Source organism: Paenibacillus sp. PvP094 (assembly GCF_040546835.1).
GTDB lineage: Bacteria > Bacillota > Bacilli > Paenibacillales > Paenibacillaceae > Paenibacillus > Paenibacillus illinoisensis.
Genome location: NZ_JBEPOM010000001.1, coordinates 6,180,944 through 6,200,273 on the forward strand (window position 1 = coordinate 6,180,944; position 19,330 = coordinate 6,200,273).

At 46.5% G+C, this 19,330-nt stretch carries 19 protein-coding genes; all 19 read right to left on the bottom strand.

All coding sequences use genetic code 11. The annotated features are described in order from the left end of the window. Positions 1-72: 72 nt before the first annotated feature. Complete coding sequence (gene miaB / locus ABIC22_RS27900; RefSeq protein ID WP_127536216.1) at positions 73-1,629, bottom strand: tRNA (N6-isopentenyl adenosine(37)-C2)-methylthiotransferase MiaB; 1,557 nt, start codon at positions 1,627-1,629, stop codon at positions 73-75. 410 nt (positions 1,630-2,039) lie between these two features. After that, positions 2,040-2,612 (bottom strand): phosphate propanoyltransferase, encoded by a 573-nt coding sequence (gene pduL, locus ABIC22_RS27905; protein ID WP_017689107.1) that lies wholly within the window; start codon positions 2,610-2,612, stop codon positions 2,040-2,042. A 200-nt stretch (positions 2,613-2,812) separates the two neighbouring features. Further along, positions 2,813-3,778 carry a dipeptidase gene (locus ABIC22_RS27910; RefSeq protein WP_354485354.1) on the bottom strand — a complete coding sequence of 322 codons (966 nt, stop codon included), beginning with the start codon at positions 3,776-3,778 and terminating at the stop codon, positions 2,813-2,815. A gap of 102 nt (positions 3,779-3,880) precedes the next feature. After that, positions 3,881-4,141, bottom strand: coding sequence for a stage V sporulation protein S (locus ABIC22_RS27915; protein WP_019005392.1), 261 nt, complete (start codon positions 4,139-4,141; stop codon positions 3,881-3,883). Positions 4,142-4,258: 117 nt separating this feature from the next. Then, positions 4,259-5,053, bottom strand: a complete 795-nt coding sequence (locus ABIC22_RS27920; RefSeq protein WP_095358572.1) for a TIGR00282 family metallophosphoesterase — start codon at positions 5,051-5,053, stop codon at positions 4,259-4,261. Between the two features lie 155 nt (positions 5,054-5,208). Next, positions 5,209-6,750, bottom strand: coding sequence for a ribonuclease Y (gene rny / locus ABIC22_RS27925; protein ID WP_127536218.1), 1,542 nt, complete (start codon positions 6,748-6,750; stop codon positions 5,209-5,211). Positions 6,751-7,056: 306 nt separating this feature from the next. After that, positions 7,057-7,794 carry a regulatory protein RecX gene (locus tag ABIC22_RS27930; protein ID WP_354485357.1) on the bottom strand — a complete coding sequence of 246 codons (738 nt, stop codon included), beginning with the start codon at positions 7,792-7,794 and terminating at the stop codon, positions 7,057-7,059. 265 nt (positions 7,795-8,059) lie between these two features. Then, positions 8,060-9,124: a recombinase RecA gene (gene recA, locus ABIC22_RS27935; RefSeq protein WP_095358574.1), complete on the bottom strand. Its 1,065-nt coding sequence runs from the start codon at positions 9,122-9,124 to the stop codon at positions 8,060-8,062. Positions 9,125-9,360: 236 nt separating this feature from the next. After that, entirely contained in the window at positions 9,361-10,617 is a 1,257-nt protein-coding gene (locus ABIC22_RS27940; RefSeq protein WP_354485360.1) for a competence/damage-inducible protein A, read from the bottom strand. Between the two features lie 108 nt (positions 10,618-10,725). Further along, a complete protein-coding gene (gene pgsA, locus ABIC22_RS27945; RefSeq protein WP_127536220.1) occupies positions 10,726-11,313 on the bottom strand; it encodes a CDP-diacylglycerol--glycerol-3-phosphate 3-phosphatidyltransferase in 588 nt (195 codons plus the stop codon). Between the two features lie 321 nt (positions 11,314-11,634). After that, positions 11,635-12,126 (bottom strand): YajQ family cyclic di-GMP-binding protein, encoded by a 492-nt coding sequence (locus tag ABIC22_RS27950; protein WP_095287698.1) that lies wholly within the window; start codon positions 12,124-12,126, stop codon positions 11,635-11,637. 149 nt (positions 12,127-12,275) lie between these two features. Further along, on the bottom strand, positions 12,276-12,440 hold the full coding sequence (locus tag ABIC22_RS27955) for a hypothetical protein (protein WP_164764158.1): 165 nt from the start codon (positions 12,438-12,440) through the stop codon (positions 12,276-12,278). A 73-nt stretch (positions 12,441-12,513) separates the two neighbouring features. Further along, a complete protein-coding gene (locus tag ABIC22_RS27960) occupies positions 12,514-13,569 on the bottom strand; it encodes a RodZ domain-containing protein (protein WP_354485363.1) in 1,056 nt (351 codons plus the stop codon). 71 nt (positions 13,570-13,640) lie between these two features. Beyond that, positions 13,641-14,408, bottom strand: coding sequence for a DUF3388 domain-containing protein (locus tag ABIC22_RS27965; protein ID WP_095287700.1), 768 nt, complete (start codon positions 14,406-14,408; stop codon positions 13,641-13,643). Between the two features lie 187 nt (positions 14,409-14,595). Then, the gene (locus tag ABIC22_RS27970) at positions 14,596-14,859 is read right to left on the bottom strand and encodes a DUF3243 domain-containing protein (protein ID WP_095287701.1); all 264 of its coding nucleotides are present in this window, start codon (positions 14,857-14,859) and stop codon (positions 14,596-14,598) included. 121 nt (positions 14,860-14,980) lie between these two features. Then, complete coding sequence (gene ymfI / locus ABIC22_RS27975; RefSeq protein ID WP_397332215.1) at positions 14,981-15,730, bottom strand: elongation factor P 5-aminopentanone reductase; 750 nt, start codon at positions 15,728-15,730, stop codon at positions 14,981-14,983. Between the two features lie 22 nt (positions 15,731-15,752). Continuing rightward, positions 15,753-17,033: an EF-P 5-aminopentanol modification-associated protein YfmH gene (gene yfmH, locus ABIC22_RS27980; RefSeq protein ID WP_354485365.1), complete on the bottom strand. Its 1,281-nt coding sequence runs from the start codon at positions 17,031-17,033 to the stop codon at positions 15,753-15,755. A gap of 3 nt (positions 17,034-17,036) precedes the next feature. Then, on the bottom strand, positions 17,037-18,317 hold the full coding sequence (gene yfmF, locus ABIC22_RS27985) for an EF-P 5-aminopentanol modification-associated protein YfmF (protein ID WP_354485367.1): 1,281 nt from the start codon (positions 18,315-18,317) through the stop codon (positions 17,037-17,039). Positions 18,318-18,447: 130 nt separating this feature from the next. Continuing rightward, positions 18,448-19,275: a spore cortex-lytic enzyme gene (sleB, locus tag ABIC22_RS27990; protein WP_154893568.1), complete on the bottom strand. Its 828-nt coding sequence runs from the start codon at positions 19,273-19,275 to the stop codon at positions 18,448-18,450. Between the last annotated feature and the right edge of the window lie 55 nt (positions 19,276-19,330).

Below are 19,330 nucleotides of genomic sequence, written 5' to 3' on the forward strand. Positions count from 1 at the left end.
CTTTTCCAGATTGGCACTGCACTCTCCGCTACGTGCAAATCCAACATTCATCTTATTCGGTTGTGTTGTGTATTACTGATTGGCAGCTACCGGCTCGGTGAGCAGGTTGCCACGGATATAAAAAGTCATCGGATCGGTAATTTCCACGTTCACAAATGTACCAATCAATTCTTTGGGTCCTTCGAAATGTACCAGCTTATTACTGCGTGTACGTCCTGCAAGGACGTTGGAATTCCGCTTGCTCTCACCCTCGACGAGTACTTCAACGATCTTGCCGCGCTGCTGTTCATTGCTTCTGTGGCTGTATTCGTTGATGGTTTCATTCAGGCGTTTCAAGCGTTCCTTCTTCACTTCCATTGGCACGTTATCCTCCATCACCGCAGCAGGCGTACCTTCGCGAGGAGAATAGATAAAGGTATAAGCAAAGTCATACCCTACTTCGCGCACCAGTGACAACGTGTCTTCGAACTGCTCATCTGTCTCACCTGGGAAACCAACGATAATGTCCGTGGTCAGAACGACATTAGGGATCGCTCTCTTAATCTTATCCGCCAGCTGGAGATAGTGTTCACGGCTGTACTTACGACTCATTCGCTTCAGCACTTCAGTGCTGCCAGACTGTACTGGGAGGTGGATATGTTCCACCAGGTTTCCTCCCTTGGCAAGCACCTCAATCAGTCGATCATCGAAATCCCGTGGGTGACTGGTTGTAAACCGTACACGGGGAATGTCGATTTTGCGAATATCGTCCATCAGGTCACCGAAGCTGTATTTCAGATCCGTAAAATCCTTGCCATAAGCATTCACATTCTGTCCAAGCAATGTAATTTCCTTGAATCCCTGTCTTGCCAGCTCACGAACTTCGGCGATTACATCTTCCGGTCTGCGACTGCGCTCTTTGCCCCGTGTAAATGGAACGATGCAATATGTACAGAATTTGTCACAGCCATACATGATATTCACCCAGCCGCGCATGCCTTCACGTTTCTTCGGCAGGTTCTCAATAATGTCGCCTTCCTTGGACCAAACCTCAACAACCATTTCCTTGCTGAAGAGTGCTTCCTGAATCAGATGCGGCAATCGGTGAACGTTATGCGTACCGAAGATCATATCCACAAAGCCATGCTTCTGCATGATTCGGTTCACGACACCTTCTTCCTGGGACATGCACCCGCATACGCCGAGCAGCAGTCCTGGACGCTCCGTCTTCAGCGTTTTGAGGTGACCCAGCTCACCAAACACCTTATCTTCCGCATTTTCACGGATGGCACATGTGTTCAACAATATAATGTCCGCCTCTTTGCGGTCCTCGGTTGCCTGATAACCCATGGATTCCAGGAGTCCCTTAATGGTCTCGGAATCATGCTCGTTCATCTGACAGCCGTACGTGTATACGATATAGTGTTTGCCTTTACCAATCGTTTTCAGTTCGTCCGGTACTGCATTCTCATAGAGCACCTGAACGTCTTCCTTGCCCCGTTGTTTCTCCTGACGATGATTAGGCTCCGACTTGATGTTGATCTCACGGCCCCGAATTCGAATCTTTTTGCTGAATTCATCTTGCGAAATTACTTTGGCATCGGAGAAATCAAAATACTGGGAGTAATCCTTTTTTGAGTCTTTAGCCATTTCCTTCGGTCACTCCTTACAGCCTCTATTAATAAAAGTTTCAAGTTCTTAAGACAACACGCTGCATCAGGCAGTTGTATATACGTTCGATATGAGCAGCAAGCTCTACAAAAAGTCACCATCTCATATTTCTAACTTCGTTATCTCTCTTGGATTCTTATCGATTTCATGCAATCTGCACCAAAAGAGCATTACATCAAATTATAACATGAACTGGGCTGTAATTCCACATTCCAAGCCGCCATTGATTTAACAATCCTACCATACAAACTCCGCCTCATACGTGACGCAAAATACACAAAAACCCGAGCACAAACCCCTTCGCTGTGTAAAACAGCTTACCAGGATGTACTCAGGTTTTTTAAGTTGCTCCAACCGAAGAAAACTCAGTTGAATGTCGGTTCATTTGATTAGTCGATGATTTCAGCAGTGTCGCCGTTACGAGCGCCAGCAGCATTAGCTTCATCTGTGTCAATATGCATGTCCAATGCGAAAGAGTCAGATACACGAGCCAGTACATTTTCAAGTACCAGACCACGATCTCCGCCGAGACGAACTTTCAGCATTTGTTTGTCTTCGATGCCCCATTTAGCAGCATCGGAAGTATGGAAGTGGATATGACGGGCAGCAACGATAACACCTTTATCAATCGTAACTTCACCAGCTGGTCCTTTGATCGTGATGCCGGGTGTACCTTCAATGCTTCCGGACTCGCGAACAGGTGCCTTAACGCCAATGGCGAAAGAGTCTGTCATCGAGATTTCCAGTTGTGTCTCAGGACGCACAGGTCCAAGGATACGCACTTTATCAAACTGTCCTTTGGAACCGATGACTGCTACTGTTTCGTTCGCAGCATATTGACCAGGTTGGGACAGAGGTTTAAACTCAGTCAATTCGTAGCCTTTACCAAACAAAATTTCAACGTGCTCTTGGGATACATGAATGTGACGGGCAGATACGCCCACTGGTACTGTTTTACTCATCGTGAATTTCACTCCTTGTTTATCTGTGGCCTACGATTAGGCTCTTAACAATCCAATGGTATTATACCCCTTTTTGACGTGAAATGAAAACGAACTGCTGAAAATTCATGAAATACACTTATTTCACAATCAATAATCTCCTTATTCTGTAAAACAATCTGTATTGAATGCAGTGCTATCGCTGTCGTAATTGGTGTTTATTACAAATTCCCTTCAGGCAGATGTTTCCCAAGATAACTCATAGCATTATCCCACAGCCAGCCGCGTACCAGCTTCTCGTCATAATGTTGGAGAAGGGTTTCGATCAGCCTCGGATATTGGCCTGTGTGTTCAAGATCTTGAATGTATGTGGGTATTCCATCAAAATCTGAGCCCATTATCAGGTGCTGATCCCCGCCAAGCGAACAGATCTGTTCAATATGAGGCAGCAAATGTTCGATTCTAACTTCTCCCTCCTGCTTCACAAACCAGGGAACGAACGTTAGCCCAATTCGCCCTTCCCGTGCAATGATAGCCCGGATCTGGTCATCCTTCAGATTACGCACATTTGGACAAACCGTATAGCTGTTGGAATGCGAAGCAATAAACGGACGCTCACTCAGCTCAGCCAGCTCCCAGAATCCCTTCTCCGTGAGATGTGACACATCCAGCAGCATGCCAATCCGGTTACAAAGGCGGACCAGCTCTCTGCCCCTCTCGGTCAATCCGGCTCCGCGCTTCTCCAACACCCCATCAGCTGCCCAGTTGGCATAATTCCAGGTGAGCCCTACTATCCTTACTCCCATTTGGTAACATAGCTCTAGATAAAACAGGTTCCCCTCGAGTCCGTCTACACCTTCCAGCGTCAGCAGCCCCCAAGGATTAGCCGTGTGACCGACCTCACCAACCTGTTCCCGCCATAATAATTTGTTTACGCCCCCAAGCCGTTCAGGGCTCTTCTCCACACGTGTGCGATATACTTCCAGCTGACCAACCACATGTTCAAACTTGCCCCTGCCGAGCACTTCAGGCAAGTAAATGGCAAATGCCTGCAGACCCACATTCCCTTGCATCATCCGCTCCAGATTGACATCCAGTGTTGAACCATCTTCGAAGGACAGTTCTGATTGCATTAACATTTTGCTGAGCACGTCACAGTGAAAATCGGCTACTTGCCACTTAGTCATGATTAAACCTCCCTATGTAAACCCTATTCTTATTAAGCATATAGACAGAATGCAAAAAAACCTGTCTACTCTGTAAACAGGTTCAATGCATGATCACATGTATTATCTGGGCTCCACAATCAGCTTAATGGCCGTTCGATCCTCACCGTCTATCACAATGTCTGTAAAAGCTGGAATACAAATCAAGTCAACTCCGCTTGGTGCTACAAATCCCCGGGCTATCGCTACCGCTTTAATGGCTTGGTTCAGTGCTCCCGCTCCAATGGCCTGCAGTTCAGCATTTCCACGTTCACGAAGAACTCCTGCAAGTGCGCCGGCTACGGAATTGGGATTGGACTTTGCTGAAACTTTTAATACTTCCATGGTAAGTACCTCCCTGGGAATGTTGAATGTTTGTTTCCACTTACTAGATGTTATTCGCGGGAGGTAAAAAAATTCCTTCTTTTTAGACGGGTTTCCTTGCAAAATGGGACAATACCCCTATTCCATGCGCCACTCGTCTTCCATCAGGCGGATTTTTTCAATTTTGGTTGCTGCACCTGTGGACTCATCAATTTCAACGAATACACCGTGGAAATGCCACTTGCCGTCATCAACTACAAAGCGTACCGGCAGCTGGGTGTAAAATTTTCGCAGTACTGCTTCACGCTCCATACCGAGAATTCCATCTCGCGGCCCAACCATGCCCGCATCCGTCAAGTATGCTGTCCCACCAGGTAGAATACGGTCATCATTGCTTTGTACATGTGTATGTGTACCTACGACCAGTGACGCACGCCCATCCAGATGCCAGCCCATGGCAATTTTTTCGGAAGTCGCCTCGGCATGCATATCGACCAGAATGCATTTATGATCCCGGCGCAGCTCATCCACAATCTCATCCGCAACGCGGAATGGGCAATCAAGTGCGGGCAAAAAGGTACGACCCTGCAAATTCACGATCGCTAGCTCCTTGCCTTCACCTTTGACCACCGTGTATCCTCTGCCTGGTGTTCCTGGTGGAAAGTTGGCAGGTCGGATCATGCGTGGTTCGTCATCTATAAAATCAAAAATGTCCTTATTGTCCCAAGTATGATTGCCAAGCGTAATCCCGTGCACACCCCAGTTGAAAAATTCGTTGGCAATAGCCCCCGTAATTCCTCGGCCAGCTGCTGCATTTTCTCCATTTACAATAACCACATGTGGTTTATATTTCGTCTTCAGATATGGCAAGTTCTCCTTCAAAGCCTTACGTCCTACATTACCCACAATATCACCGATAAACAGCACTTTCATTGCATTGCCTCCTTAATTCCCCGCAAGCTTAGCTTGGTATAACCAGCATACATCTTTGCGGGCATCCCTAACCCATTAGTTCGTCCTATCAAGCCCATTGCCGGGCTTTCAACAGGAAAAGTGGCCCACTACAGCGGCCACTTTTCCTTAAAGCTCTATTTAGCGTATTCAACCGCCCGGGTTTCCCTGATGACGGTGACTTTGATATGACCCGGATAATCGAGCTCATTCTCGATCATCTTCGTTATGTCACGTGCGAGACGGAATGCTTCCGCATCGTCGATTTTTTCAGGCTGCACCATAACGCGAACTTCGCGTCCAGCTTGAATGGCATACGATTTCTCGACACCTTCGAACGATTCCGAAATCTCTTCCAGTTTCTCCAGTCGTTTGATGTACGTCTCCAGTGTTTCGCGGCGTGCACCCGGTCTTGCTGCAGACAGTGCATCTGCTGCACCAACCAGCATGGCAATGACCGAAGTTGCTTCGCAATCCCCGTGATGGGACGCGATACTGTTGATTACTACCGGATGTTCTTTGTATTTCTTCGCCAGCTCCACGCCGATTTCAACGTGTGATCCTTCCACTTCGTGATCCAGCGCTTTACCGATGTCATGCAGTAGACCTGCACGTCTTGCAAGTGTAATATCTTCTCCGAGTTCGCCAGCCATCAGTCCAGCCAGATAAGCGACCTCCATCGAATGTTTCAAGACGTTTTGACCGTAACTTGTACGGAACTTCAACCGGCCCAGTATTTTGATCAGATCCGGATGCAGACCATGTACACCCACTTCAAAGGTAGCTTGCTCACCATATTCACGGATGCGCTCGTCCACTTCTTTGCGGGATTTCTCCACCATCTCTTCAATGCGTGCCGGGTGAATGCGTCCGTCAGCCACCAATTTCTCGAGGGCAGTACGGGCAATCTCACGACGGATCGGGTCAAAGCCCGACAGAATAACTGCTTCTGGCGTATCATCGATAATAAGGTCAATCCCCGTAAGGGTTTCAAGTGCACGGATGTTACGTCCTTCACGACCGATAATCCGGCCTTTCATTTCTTCGTTAGGCAAAGTGACAACAGATACCGTTGTCTCTGCCACATGGTCAGCCGCACAACGCTGAATGGCAAGGGTAATAATTTCGCGGGATTTCTTGTCCGCTTCTTCCTTCGCCTGCTGTTCAATGTCCTTGATCATTTGAGCCGTCTCATGACGAACTTCCTGTTCTACGTTGGACAGTATGATACTGCGTGCATCTTCCATGGTGAGGTTGGATATACGCTCCAGCTCCGTCACCTGATTTTTGTAGATCATTTCGATCTGCTGCTGTGTCTCATCAATACGTTTCTCTTTGTTGGCCACTTGCTCTTCTTTACGTTCGAGTGATTCCATCTTTTTATCCAGCGACTCTTCTTTTTGCAACAATCGTCTTTCTTGTCGTTGAATTTCGTTCCGACGTTCACGAGTGTCTTTTTCAGCTTCGGCCCGAATGCGATGAATCTCATCCTTTGCTTCCAGCACCGTCTCTTTCTTCTGTGCTTCTGCCTCTTTCTTCGCGTTCTCAACGATCTGTACGGCAGCTTGTTCCGCACTGGAGATTTTAGCCTCTGCAAGAGATTTGCGAATAAAATATCCGACTCCGAACCCAATAACGAGCGCGGCCACAACGAGAACGATCGTGATTGCAATGTCCATACTGTTCACCTCCTCGTTGGTTCCTCCAAGGCACTCCTTGGGTCAATTTGCTGTTTTCAAACTTACATATGTTTGGGAATAACGATACCTACGGCGATCCCCCGCCGATTTTCATTTCAAGTGTACATGTTACCATGTACTATTCGCTGCCTTCAGCGAATCCATAATCATGAAGGGTAAATCCTAAGAAACCGAAACCGCTTTTTTGGAAGGAAAAAGGGTTGTCCATTTCTTACAGACTCATGTCCATTTTAGTATTTGACGAAAGAAATTGTCAAGAGAATGCAGTACACTGTGTAGTCTCTGCTAATCCCATGGTAACAACTCGTCATCTTCAGAATCTTCGACTTCATCTTCTTCAATTAAACAATTCACAACTTTACGTACCATATCCATAGGAAAACCGCGTCTCATCAAGAAGGGAAGCGTTTTGCGTTTCTTCTCTGCAACGTCCCCTTTGACTTGGTTCCACTTCTTTCGCCCTGCGGTCAAAGCTGTCTCAAACTCCACATCCGCATCCACACCTTCAAGCGCTTCAACGATGAGCTCATTAGCAATGCCCTTTTGACGCAGCTCTTGCCTTATCCACAGTTTTCCCTTCCTCTGCCCTGTCATACGCTGCCTTGTCCATTCCTTCGCAAACCCTTCATCGTCCACAAGCTTCTCCTGTTCAAGCCGATCCAGTACTTCTTCAATTAATGGTGCTGCAAACTCTTTCTGACGAAGTCGCTGGCTTAATTCATGCCTTGTACGCTGTTTGTGCTCTAAGTAACGCAATGCCTGAACATAGGTTTGCTGCCGCTCATCCGCTACTATAATCTCTTCGAGATCTTTCTTCACAAATGTGTTGCCCCGAGTCATTCGATATTTGATCATTACATCTTCCAGAACCGTAATCGAGTACATACCGAACGTGATCCGGTACCGAGCCTGCCTGCTTTTTGTTCGTTCTACCCGTGTAATCGTAAGTTCTTCGTTATCCGGGAATTGGGAGATCCCCCCTAATTCTGCTGTTTCGTACAAATCATCATCATGTTGATCCATTCAGGTCTCTCCCTCCTTTTTGTTCAACTCTTTATCTTTCTGATTTCCTATCTACTTAAAGAAAACTGCAGACCAAAATGCAAAAAGCCGGGAATCCAACCCGGCACCAGCTCACTCAATAAATGTGCTAACAGCCCCTGTCCAATGGACAGGAGCTGTTAGACAGCGCGAGAAACACGCGCCGTCTCCCCTAGCAGGATCGGTACAATTCACCCCAATCCGGGAAGTCCAGCAACACCTACTGGGGCCTCCCGGTCAGGAAGAATTACTCGTTAATCTCAAACAATTCTTGTTCTTCTGCTTCTTCTTTTTGTTGATCTTCGCTCGTTGGAGCTGGAACTACTGTCGTCAGATTGCTCGCTTCACGAATTTTTTGCTCGATCACTTGAGCGATCTCTTTATGTTCTTTCATAAACTGCTTCGCATTTTCACGACCTTGCCCCAGACGTTCGCCTTCGTAAGAATACCAAGCACCACTTTTATTAACGATATCGAGTTCTGTACCAATATCAATGATACTGCCCTCTCTCGAGATACCTTCACCATACATGATATCTACTTCTGCTTGTTTGAACGGTGGTGCAACTTTATTTTTGACAACCTTCACACGAGTACGGTTCCCGATGATGTCATTACCTGATTTAATACTCTCAATACGGCGAACATCCAAACGAACTGTAGAGTAGAATTTCAGGGCACGTCCACCAGGTGTTGTCTCAGGGTTACCAAACATTACGCCAACTTTTTCACGAAGCTGGTTGATAAAGATGGCAATGGTTTTGGATTTGCTGATTGCACCAGACAATTTACGCAAAGCCTGAGACATCAGACGTGCTTGCAAACCAACGTGGGAGTCCCCCATTTCGCCTTCGATCTCAGCTTTTGGTACCAAGGCAGCAACAGAGTCAACAACGATAATGTCAACAGCACCACTGCGCACAAGTGCTTCAGCAATTTCCAATGCTTGTTCGCCCGTATCCGGCTGGGACAAAAGCAATTCATCAATGTTAACACCCAGTTTACTAGCATATTGAGGGTCAAGAGCATGCTCGGCATCGATAAATGCAGCTTGTCCACCGACTCTTTGCACTTCAGCAATCGCATGCAATGCTACAGTAGTTTTACCTGAAGATTCAGGTCCATATATTTCAACAATCCGGCCTTTAGGCAAGCCGCCTGTTCCAAGTGCTATATCCAGAGCCAAGGATCCGCTGGGTATGATTTCCACTTGCATGTGAGTTGACTCACCCAGTTTCATGATAGATCCTTTACCAAATTGCTTCTCTATTTGACGGAGCGCCATATCAAGCGCGGCACGACGGTCTGACAATATGCTCACACCCTTTACTGTTTATAAGATAATGATACCTTGTTTTAACACGTTTGCCAAGCTTTTTTTCGAACATACATTCGTTTTTTTTATAAGGCCGAGGCGCCTCTTCCTGGGCAAAACTTGCAATGAGACAGAAAAAAGAACCGCAAACAAGGCTGAGTGCCCAATTCTACGGTTCTTCCGTCTGTTTTGATTATACTTGAATATCCCTGTAAAAGCAATTCAAGGTATACCTAGTCCATCGCGACAAGTTTGCGCCATAAGCGGTATAAAATAGCCTTGGTCGAACGGATGCGGACCGTCTCCCGATTACCGTTGATACGCAATTCGTGAATCTCCGTCTCTTTCCCCCGCTCAGCAAGAGCGATAAAAACCAGACCTGGTGGCTTACGCTCAGAGTAACCTGGACCTGCTACTCCTGTAACGGCCAGACCAAAGTCGGAATCACCGATCATGCGTACCTGCTCAGCCAATACTTTAGCAACTTCAGGGCTCACAGCCCCGGGAGCATCTTCACCCTCCAGATAGTCATGAGGAACATTCAGCAGCTTTTCCTTTATCTCGTTGGAATAACATACAATTCCGCCTTTGAGCATGGAAGCACTGCCAGGAACCGAAGTCAGGCTCTGCATAACAAGCCCTCCTGTACAGCTCTCAGCCGCGCTCAGGGTCAGACCCATATCAGCCATCATTGTTACAATTGTGTACTCTATAGGCACATCCTCGTTGGCGTAGAGGTGTTCAGGCAACCGTTCCCGAATGAGTACCTCCATGGCATCCAGCTTCTGTTTGGCCTCATTCTCACTCGGAGCCTTGGTGGACACCCGTACCGTTACCTCTCCCTCACTTGCATAAGGTGCAATCGTAGGGTCAGTTTGGTTATCAATCAGGTCAAGCAGACGGTCTTCCAATGCCGACTCACCGATCCCGGCAAATTTCAACATTTTCGAATAAATCGGCATTTCTTTCGTAAGAACATGTTGGAACAACCAAGGTTTGACCTCCTGCTCAAACATGGGAATCAGTTCTTTTGGTGGCCCAGGCATGACAATATAATGCTTCCCGTTATCCGAGATGGCATTACCTGCGGCAAGACCCGTTTCATTAGCCAGCGGGGTCCCTCCTTCAACCACGATGGCTTGACGCCGGTTATTCTCCGTCATCTCCACATTGCGATCCCTGAAGAAGCTTTCGATTTTATCCATTGCCATCCGATCAATATGTAGGCTGCGTCCCAACACAGCTGCTATGGCATCCTTGGTTAGATCATCCTGCGTTGGTCCGATACCGCCTGAGAACAAAATGACGTCAGCTCGCCCTTGAGCAATTCGAATGGCTTCACTGAGACGATTCAGATTGTCCCCTACCACCGTTTGAAAATAAACGTCAATCCCGATAGCAGCCAATTCACGGGATAAATATCTGGCATTCGTATTTACGATCTGTCCGAGCAGCAACTCTGTTCCGACTGCGATAATTTCTGCCTTCATTCAGCATCCTCCTGTACACAATGTGAGTGATCAAAGGGCAATAGGATGTTTTCCTATTGCCCTTTGCGCAAGCTGTCCTTCATAAATTACCCGTTTTACCTTAAACTTTTACGCTTTTGATAAATTAAGCAAATTTTTGTTTTTGATGAAATAATCAATGCCAGACCAAATCGTAATGATCGCTGCAGCCCAAACGGCTATAACATCAACATGTATCCCAGTATAAGAGAACGGGAAGTTGTTAAGCAGGAGCAAAACGATGGCTACAATCTGTATTACGGTTTTCAGTTTGCCCCAGTTGCTGGCCGCAACAACCGATCCATCCAGCAAAGCAATTTGGCGAAGGCCAGTCACCGCAAACTCCCGGCTGATAATGACGACAGCGATCCATGAGTCCAGCTTACCCATCTCAACAAGTGAAATGAGCACTGCAGTCACTAGTAGCTTGTCAGCCAGCGGGTCGAGCAGCTTGCCCAAATTGGTGACCATATTGTTTTTCCTTGCCAGGTATCCATCAATTCCATCCGTACTGGCTGCAATGATGAAAATAATGGCAGCAATTAGCTGATTATACGGAAGCGAAAAACTTCCAATCTGCATAGGCTCCGGATAAAATGGAAAGTCCACGAGCAGAAACACCATTAAAAAAGGGATTAAGCAAATTCGTGCAAGCGTAATCCGGTTGGGTAAATTCACAAGACGCCCTCCCTCTTATCCTCCAATACTTCAAACAATCATCCTAATCCCGTATCCATCATCCGGAAGGTGAACATGTAAAATGCACTGAGTACACCACTGATCTCATATGTAAAAACGCAAAAAATAAAGTCAACCGTTCAAACGCAAAATCGTTTAAAACGTTCCGGCGACCTCCAAAAGGTGTACTGCTTTTCACAAAGTCAGCAAAACGATGATGACTGGGCTTTATGCTTGATTGCTAGCAATGCACACTTAGTATAATATACGCCAATTCCAGTGTCAAAACACGTTTTTCACAACAAAATCGACGTAACAAACTTATTTGAAATTGGTATATTGCAAATCAAGAGGCAGATTGGCACCATTCAAAAGCTGCATAACGGCTTGCAAATCATTTTTACTCTTACCAGTTACCCGGAGCTGGTCCCCTTGAATCTGGCTCTTCACTTTCATTTTGGAATCACGAATCAGAATATTGATCTTTTTCGCGATATCCTGATCAATCCCCTGTTTAAAACTCAAACGCTGGCGCACGGTCCCGGATGAAGCTGGCTCCACTTTGCCATAGTCAATGTTTTTGAGCGGCAGATTCCGCTTCGCCATTTTGGATTGAAGTACATCAATAACAGCCTTAAGTTTGGTCTCATCATCGGATACAATTGTCAACGCATCCTTGTCCAGTTTCAAGCTACTTTTGCTGCCTTTAAAATCGTATCGTGTGCTGATTTCCTTTTCCGTCTGTGTAACGGCATTCGTTAATTCCTGCAAGTCCATTTTGGACACGATGTCGAACGAATTTTCTGAGCTCAATCTGGTCACCCTTTCAATTAATCATTGGTTCTGTGTAACATTATAGAGGATTCGCCCCGGAAAAGTCTAATTTTGAGGGGTAAACAAACGAAAAAGCATTTTTAGCCACCGCTTTTGCAGTAACCAAAAATGCTTTAACGCACAGCAATCTAATATCGGCTGCGGTTGGGCTGTCTGAACATGTCAAGCACACCCAAAACGACGTGTGCAAGTCCAAAGCCCAAAATTCCGTAACCCCAAGCGCTTGGAGTCAAATAATAACCCAGGAGGCTGACAATGATTCCTAAACCTGTGACGATCCAGCTGACTGTCATAGCCATCCACCTCGCTTTACCGAAAGTTAACTGCAATTGAAGACAACCTTATTGTCCCCCGCAGTTAATGCCCTTATTCGCCGCCTGTGGCAGAGCCTTCGGTTCCTGCATCGGTGCCTTCGACAGAGCTCGCATTCGTTCCGGTAGATGCGCCTGTGCTTTCATCTCCCAATTGGAGACGAATCCGGTTGGTGGCCTTGCCATCCGTTACAACTTGACCACCAACTTCAATGGTCGTAGCCGCAGCATATCCAGACTTAATGTACAAACCGGTACTATCCAGATCAAACGACATACTGTCCCCATCGGCTGTCATACCAAATTGCAGTTTTTCTCCGCTTGAATTTTCACCTTTATACACTTCCAGCCAGCTCTGACCTGAAGCATTAATGGTAACCTTAACCGGTTGACCTGCACTTCCGTTTACTTTGAAATTTGTAATATTACCGGATTTACCATCTTCAGCAACCGTTACAGTCCCAGCATTATCTGCAGGCTCTTGATCTTCGGTGTCATCCGGGGTTTGTTCGTCAGTCTGACCTTCGGTACCCTCACCAGTCACGTCAGTCCCCCCACCATTGCCGCCTGCTTCTCCTTCTGCCTGACCGGTTTCTTGTCCTGCAGATTCGTTATCCGGTGGAGTGGACGCTTGACCGTTGTCCGTCGTCTCATCCGGTTGATCATTTGGCGTTTGCTGACTATCTGTAATTTTGGTTTGATCGACGCCTTGTGTATCCGCATCATCTCTGTTCATGACCACATACACGTACAGCAAGGCAACAATCAGAATCGGAAATGTCCACATTAACGCTACTGACATCCATCGATTGCTGCGCTCTACAGGTCGACTCGAACGTTTTTGAATCACGGGCTCCATGGTTGCTTCCGTTTCCTCTGCCGGTACATCTTTCTTGTGTCCCTCCAGCAGCTCATCAGGGTTTAGTCCCACTGTCTCCGCATAGGTTTTAATGAAAGCTCGCACATAGAAGCTGCCAGGAAGCACCTTATAGTCCCCAGCCTCTATTGCTTCCAAGTACCTCTTGCGAATTTTAGTCATTTCCTGTACATCGTCGAGACTCATCCCTTTTTGCAGCCGGGCCTCTCTTAACTGCTGACCCAGTTCAGACATGCTATCTCCTCCTTATGTTTATCTTTTTCTCTTTGGTTGTTGCTATCTATTCCATGATTCCGTACGGAGCATTACAGTTCGTCGGTGTAACTGGCCGTAAACGTATCATAAATAATTTCCTCATTCGGATTGTTGCGAAGTTCAATAATGATATCAAAATCGTTATAGTCATATTCTGATTCCTGCACAAAAATATCAGGATGCTCAATGACCTTGGTACTCGGCATCGTCATAATGTCCTGCAACAGATTATAATGCCGTTCACTGGAACGGATCGTACTTACGATACCATCAATGATGAAGACGTTGTTTGGGTTCATTTCATCCTCGGAGAGTTGGCTCCTTATCGTTTGACGAAGCAAAGTAGAAGAAACAAACGTCCATCGTTTCATCGCACAGACGCTACCGGCGATAATGGATTCCGTTTTTCCGACACGAGGCATGCCTCGAAGGCCAATCACCTGATTGCCTTCCCTTTTAAATACTTCACCCAAAAAGTCCACGAGTAACCCAAGTTCGTCCCGTGTGAAACGAAAAGTTTTGCGATCGTCCGAGTCGCGGTCAATGTACCGGCCATGACGCACAGCCAAGATGTCGACCAATTTGGGTTGGCGCAGAGCGGAAACCGTAATGCTGTTCACTTTTGCAAGCATTTCACCCAGCAAACGAATCTTCTCATCGTCGTCGGATTCGAGCAGCATTCCTCTAGTTTTGCCTTCAACACCATTAATGGTCAATATATTTACTTCAAGCATCCCCAGCATGGAGGCAATGTCCCCCAACAAACCGGGTCTGTTCTTATGTATTTTATATTCCATATACCATTGTTTAGATTCCATTTAAACACCCCGTAATGCAATATTCCACATTGTTCGACAGCAACAGATCGTGCCCGAAGGACACCGAACTGAGACATCTTCTAAAAATGGGTCACGTTAATGATATATAAAAAGAAAATGAATTACAAGAACAGGTCTGTAATCATTAGAGAAAAGCCCCCTTGCGGGAGCTTTCCATCGGTGGATCTTATGCGTTTTGTTTGGCCAATTTGACCATCAGGCGCGCAATCGTACGACGCTCTTCGGCATCGCCGACATCCCATATTTCCTTCAATGCCCGGTTGGAATGGTTCGCTGGATCCACTTTCTCATCCAGAAAGTCACCAATCTCATACGCAAGTTTGTTGATGGTATCTTCACTCATCCCCATCTTCTCTGCTTGCTGTACGCGATCACCCAAGAACTTTTTCCATGTGTCAAAACTGCTGAGCACCGTTTTTTCTGTTGACATGATAAATCCTCCTTAGCTGTCGCATGAGATTTAAAATCAACAGTTGTAATATGTGCCTATCGAGCAATTAATATTCAGGATAAATTATCCACCGAGCCGTGACCCACCAAACTGCCATTCTTCAGGTAAGCCAGCCGCCATTCGGGCTAATGATCTGGCCATTGATATATCCGGATTCCGGTAGCGCGAGGAAATAAACCAGGGAGGAAATTTCATCAGGCTGCGCAAGTCTGCCGGCTGGAATTTCCTCCTCCAGCATTTTCAGTTCATCCTGATCCAGATGATTCAGCATGGAGGTCTGAACGGCTCCGGGGGCAACTGCATTTACAGTAACACCGGAAGGTGCCAGCTCTTTCGCAAGAGCTTTTGTAAAGGCATTTACGCCCCCTTTCGTGGTGGAGTACAGGACCTCACAAGATGCACCTGATAGCCCCCAGATGGAGGATACGTTAATGATTCGTCCGTATCGCTGTGAAATCATGTGAGGCATCATGATCTGAGTACACAGAAATGTGCCTTTCAAATTAATGGCCATCACTTCATCCCATATTTCATCAGTCACGTCGGACAACAACCCATAATGCGATATGCCTGCGTTATTTACCAGAATGTCAGGCAATAATCCATGAGACTCCAATTTTTCACGCATACGCTCAATTTGTTCCCGGCTGCGAAGATCTGCGGACACCGTCATGACTTTGCCGCTACCCTTTTCCATGCACCTTCTCGCCGCTTCGTTGGCTGCCTCATGGGATTTCATGTAGTGAATAACCACGTTCATACCCACCATTGCAAACCGTTCTGCAATAGCTGCTCCTATACCTCCGCTTGCTCCAGTAACCAGTACTGTCATGTCTCCAATCGGCTTCATTTGTCCGGTTCCCCTCTCCATATTACGGACTCACGACAAGCGATACAGCCAGTTGTTCCCAGCGAATATGCTCTTCCAGTCTGCGATTTACTTCTTCCAATGTGATTGATTCATATATGGGAATCATGTTGAAAAAATCACCGCCACGGAACTGCTCACGGGTAAATTCATGTGCAATATTCTCCGGTGAATTAAGCATGCGCAAATATCCCCCGATTTTCTTTTTGCGTGCACGCTCAAAGTCCGAAGCTTCGAATCCCTTTTTAACAATAGCATCGACCTCTTCCCGTATGCGGGCCAGCAATAGATCCGGGTCTTTCGTATCACCACCAACAACAGAGAATGCATACTGCGGTGAACTAATGTATTCATGTCCGAAGCTATCCGAGATGAGATCTTCATCATACAGTTTTTGAAATAGGGCCGTGCTAGCGCCAAACAGAAGATCCAGCATCAATTTGGTCGTCATATCACGCCGGAGCAGGTCTTCCCCCGAGAATCCAACATCCGTTTCCTTAAAGCCAAATAGACACTTGGGCAATGAAACCGCGAGCCGTGCTTCCCTCCTGGCCTCCACAACCCCAGCAGGCTCCTGTTCAAATATCCGTTTGATTTCACCTTGAGGCTCGTAGTTTTTCTCCTCCTGGTTCGAACGAACCATATCCATGACTTCTTGAGGTTCTACTCCACCTACAACAAATAAAAGCATATTGCTTGGATGATAAAACGTATTGTAACACGTATACAGCGTCTCTTTGGTTATCGTGCCGATCGATTCCACCGTTCCCGCAATATCGATATGGACTGGGTGTTTTTGGTACATTGCTTCAATCAATCCAAAATACACACGCCAGTCCGGATTATCGGCATACATATTAATTTCTTGTGCAATAATGCCTTTTTCCTTTTCCACATTCTGGTCCGTAAAATAAGGATTTTGCACAAAGTTGACTAATGTTTGTATATTTTCATTCACATGTTCTGTCGCAGAAAACAAATATACAGTTTGGTCGAAACTCGTAAATGCATTGGCAGATGCCCCATTGGATGCAAAAGTTGCAAAAATATCACCTGTCGGCTCCTCAAACATTTTATGTTCCAGAAAATGAGCGATACCGTCGGGAACCTGAACTTCTTCCTGACCTTTCACCTGAAAATGATTATCCACAGAGCCGAATTTGGTTGCAAACGTGGCAAAAGTTTTTTGGAATCCGGGTTTAGGCAATACATAGACATGAAGCCCATTATCCATGACTTCGTAATACAGCGTTTCCTGCAAATGTTCGTAATGTATGCTCTCCACCAGTTATTCCCCCTTCTCATCCCGCAAGAAGTAGATCGTGTCCAGACGGAATTGCTCTGCCGCCTCACGAACGTTTTCTTTGCTGATTTGCTCAACCTGAGCGAGCAGCTCGTCAGCGGTCCGCTCCTTACCCGATAACTGACGATTAAAGTCATACGCAATCATCTCAAAAGCCGAATCCTGCATTTCTTTGAGCAGATTGCGGATCATCGCTTTGGTCTGGGACATTTCCAGATCACTAATATTTCCATTTTTCATTTCATCTAACTGCTGCTTAATGATCGTCACGGCTTTTTCATAGTTGGGAATTTCAATTCCGGATTGAATCGTTGCGATGCCTTTATGTCCGTCATACCGGGAGGAAGCATAGTAGGCCAGACTCTCCTTTTCACGAACATTAACGAACAATTTGGAATGCGGATATCCTCCAAGAATGCCGTTGTACATTAATGCTGCTGCATACTGCGGGTCGCCATACGTAATGGACGTGCGGAGTCCCATATTCAGTTTACCTTGGTTAACATTTAGTCGTTCAACGACCGTCTCCACTTCTTTGTCACCACGGACAGCCTGGTTTGTCACATAGTTAGAGGAATGGGTACGATTTACATCGAAGTGTTTTTGAACTAGACTCTCCACTTCTTCCAGCGTCGTGTCGCCTACGACATACAGATCCATGCTGGCCTGCTGCAGCCACGTCTGATAAGCGGTCGTTAACACATCGGGTTCGATTCCCGGCAGATCCTGACGTTTCCCTAACGGATGCAAGCGGTACGGCTCATTTTTACACATTTCCTCGATACTGCGCTCTGCCGCATAACGCATTTTATCATTAACAACAGACTCCAGCTGTTTGCGGACGGTCTCACGTTCTGAATGCACATAGGCCTTTCTGAAATGCCCATCTTCCATGGCCGGCCGAGTAAGTACCTCCCCCAAAAATGCAAAGGAGCGGTCCAAAAGCTGCTCATCCCCGCCTACAAAGGAATCATTAATCGTGTCCATCCGGAACTGCACAATCTGATAGTCTCCACGCTTGTATACGTCAAAACCAAAACCAGCTCCATACAAATGCTCCAACTGTTCACGAAACTCCGTTGTTTCAGGATAAGACTGGGTTCCACGACGAAGCACAAATGGAGTAAGCGCTACTTTGGTGACCGTTTCTTCCTGCAGCGGGACTCCTGCATACAACGAGATGGCAAAAGTTTTGAAACGTTTAGTTGGTAATACATGGATACGAAACTCCTTTTGACTGCCCCGTTCAAATCCTGATGTATTCAAATGTCAAAACCCCTTTACGGCGTCATTTGTTAGGCAATATTTCAGTAACTCTCAAGTGCAACAACCATTTTAACCCATGCAAAAGGCAAGAAGCAACCGAAGACGCGTCTTCTGGTTGCTTCCAACATCATCACATACAAAAGATATGCTGACCGATTGTTTTCACCTGAGGACGGGTCCAGATCCATTTGGAAGTAGCCGTCTTGGGATTGAAGTAATACAGGCAGCCGCCAGATGGGTCCCAGCCATTCATTGCCTGCTCAACCGCTTTACGGGCCTGAGCATTGGGTTCCAGATAGATCTGCCCGTCAGCTACAGCAGTAAATGCACCGGGCTGGAAAATGACGCCGGATGGTGTATTTGGAAAACTCGGTGATTTAACGCGGTTCAATATGACTGCTGCTACAGCAACCTGACCTTCAAAGGGTTCTCCCCGGGATTCGCCATATACCGCATTGGCCATAATCTTAATTTCATTCTCCGATAAGCCCATGGAATTGGCGGAACCCATGTTGTCCTGCTCTTTGTTTGCATTATCGGTTTTGTCCGTACCCTGGCCTGACGATTCCTTGTGCAGTGGAGGCTCGGTTGGGGACCATTGTTTAGTTGCATTGTACAATCTCAGTTTAGTTTTAGCGCCAACCACGCCATCCGCTTTCATACCGAATTCAGATTGAAACCACTTTACGGATTTTAGTGTGCTGCTGCCAAAGTTACTATCGATTTTACCATTGTAAAAACCTAAGTACTTCAGTCTGCCTTGTAGCTCGTATACATCCTGCCCATAACTTCCATATTGTACGGTGTTGCTGCTGAAGGTGGGCAGCGATTTCTCTTCCACCTGGGAAGGATTTGGTTTGGATTCTTGGGTTGCCGAATGGTCAGGGAGCAAATAACGAATTCCCAATGCAGACATCAGCAAGATCGCAGTGAAAAGCCATATGTTCATTTTTCGCATCGACTGTGCTCTACCTTTCTCTTGTGGGATTAACAGAATCGCTAACGTTATTATG

What these genes read in the sequence shown, in the direction of transcription:
- ABIC22_RS27915 (WP_019005392.1), bottom strand. Translation starts at nt 4,141, where the DNA reads ATGGAAGTATTAAAAGTTTCAGCAAAGTCCAATCCCAATTCCGTAGCC.
- rny (WP_127536218.1), bottom strand. Translation starts at nt 6,750, where the DNA reads ATGGACATTGCAATCACGATCGTTCTCGTTGTGGCCGCGCTCGTTATT.
- ABIC22_RS27965 (WP_095287700.1), bottom strand. Translation starts at nt 14,408, where the DNA reads ATGGAATCTAAACAATGGTATATGGAATATAAAATACATAAGAACAGA.
- sleB (WP_154893568.1), bottom strand. Translation starts at nt 19,275, where the DNA reads ATGCGAAAAATGAACATATGGCTTTTCACTGCGATCTTGCTGATGTCT.
- miaB (WP_127536216.1), bottom strand. Translation starts at nt 1,629, where the DNA reads ATGGCTAAAGACTCAAAAAAGGATTACTCCCAGTATTTTGATTTCTCC.
- ABIC22_RS27955 (WP_164764158.1), bottom strand. Translation starts at nt 12,440, where the DNA reads ATGACAGTCAGCTGGATCGTCACAGGTTTAGGAATCATTGTCAGCCTC.
- ABIC22_RS27960 (WP_354485363.1), bottom strand. Translation starts at nt 13,569, where the DNA reads ATGTCTGAACTGGGTCAGCAGTTAAGAGAGGCCCGGCTGCAAAAAGGG.
- ABIC22_RS27940 (WP_354485360.1), bottom strand. Translation starts at nt 10,617, where the DNA reads ATGAAGGCAGAAATTATCGCAGTCGGAACAGAGTTGCTGCTCGGACAG.
- ymfI (WP_397332215.1), bottom strand. Translation starts at nt 15,730, where the DNA reads ATGAAGCCGATTGGAGACATGACAGTACTGGTTACTGGAGCAAGCGGA.
- ABIC22_RS27930 (WP_354485357.1), bottom strand. Translation starts at nt 7,794, where the DNA reads ATGGATCAACATGATGATGATTTGTACGAAACAGCAGAATTAGGGGGG.
- ABIC22_RS27910 (WP_354485354.1), bottom strand. Translation starts at nt 3,778, where the DNA reads ATGACTAAGTGGCAAGTAGCCGATTTTCACTGTGACGTGCTCAGCAAA.
- pduL (WP_017689107.1), bottom strand. Translation starts at nt 2,612, where the DNA reads ATGAGTAAAACAGTACCAGTGGGCGTATCTGCCCGTCACATTCATGTA.
- ABIC22_RS27920 (WP_095358572.1), bottom strand. Translation starts at nt 5,053, where the DNA reads ATGAAAGTGCTGTTTATCGGTGATATTGTGGGTAATGTAGGACGTAAG.
- ABIC22_RS27970 (WP_095287701.1), bottom strand. Translation starts at nt 14,859, where the DNA reads ATGTCAACAGAAAAAACGGTGCTCAGCAGTTTTGACACATGGAAAAAG.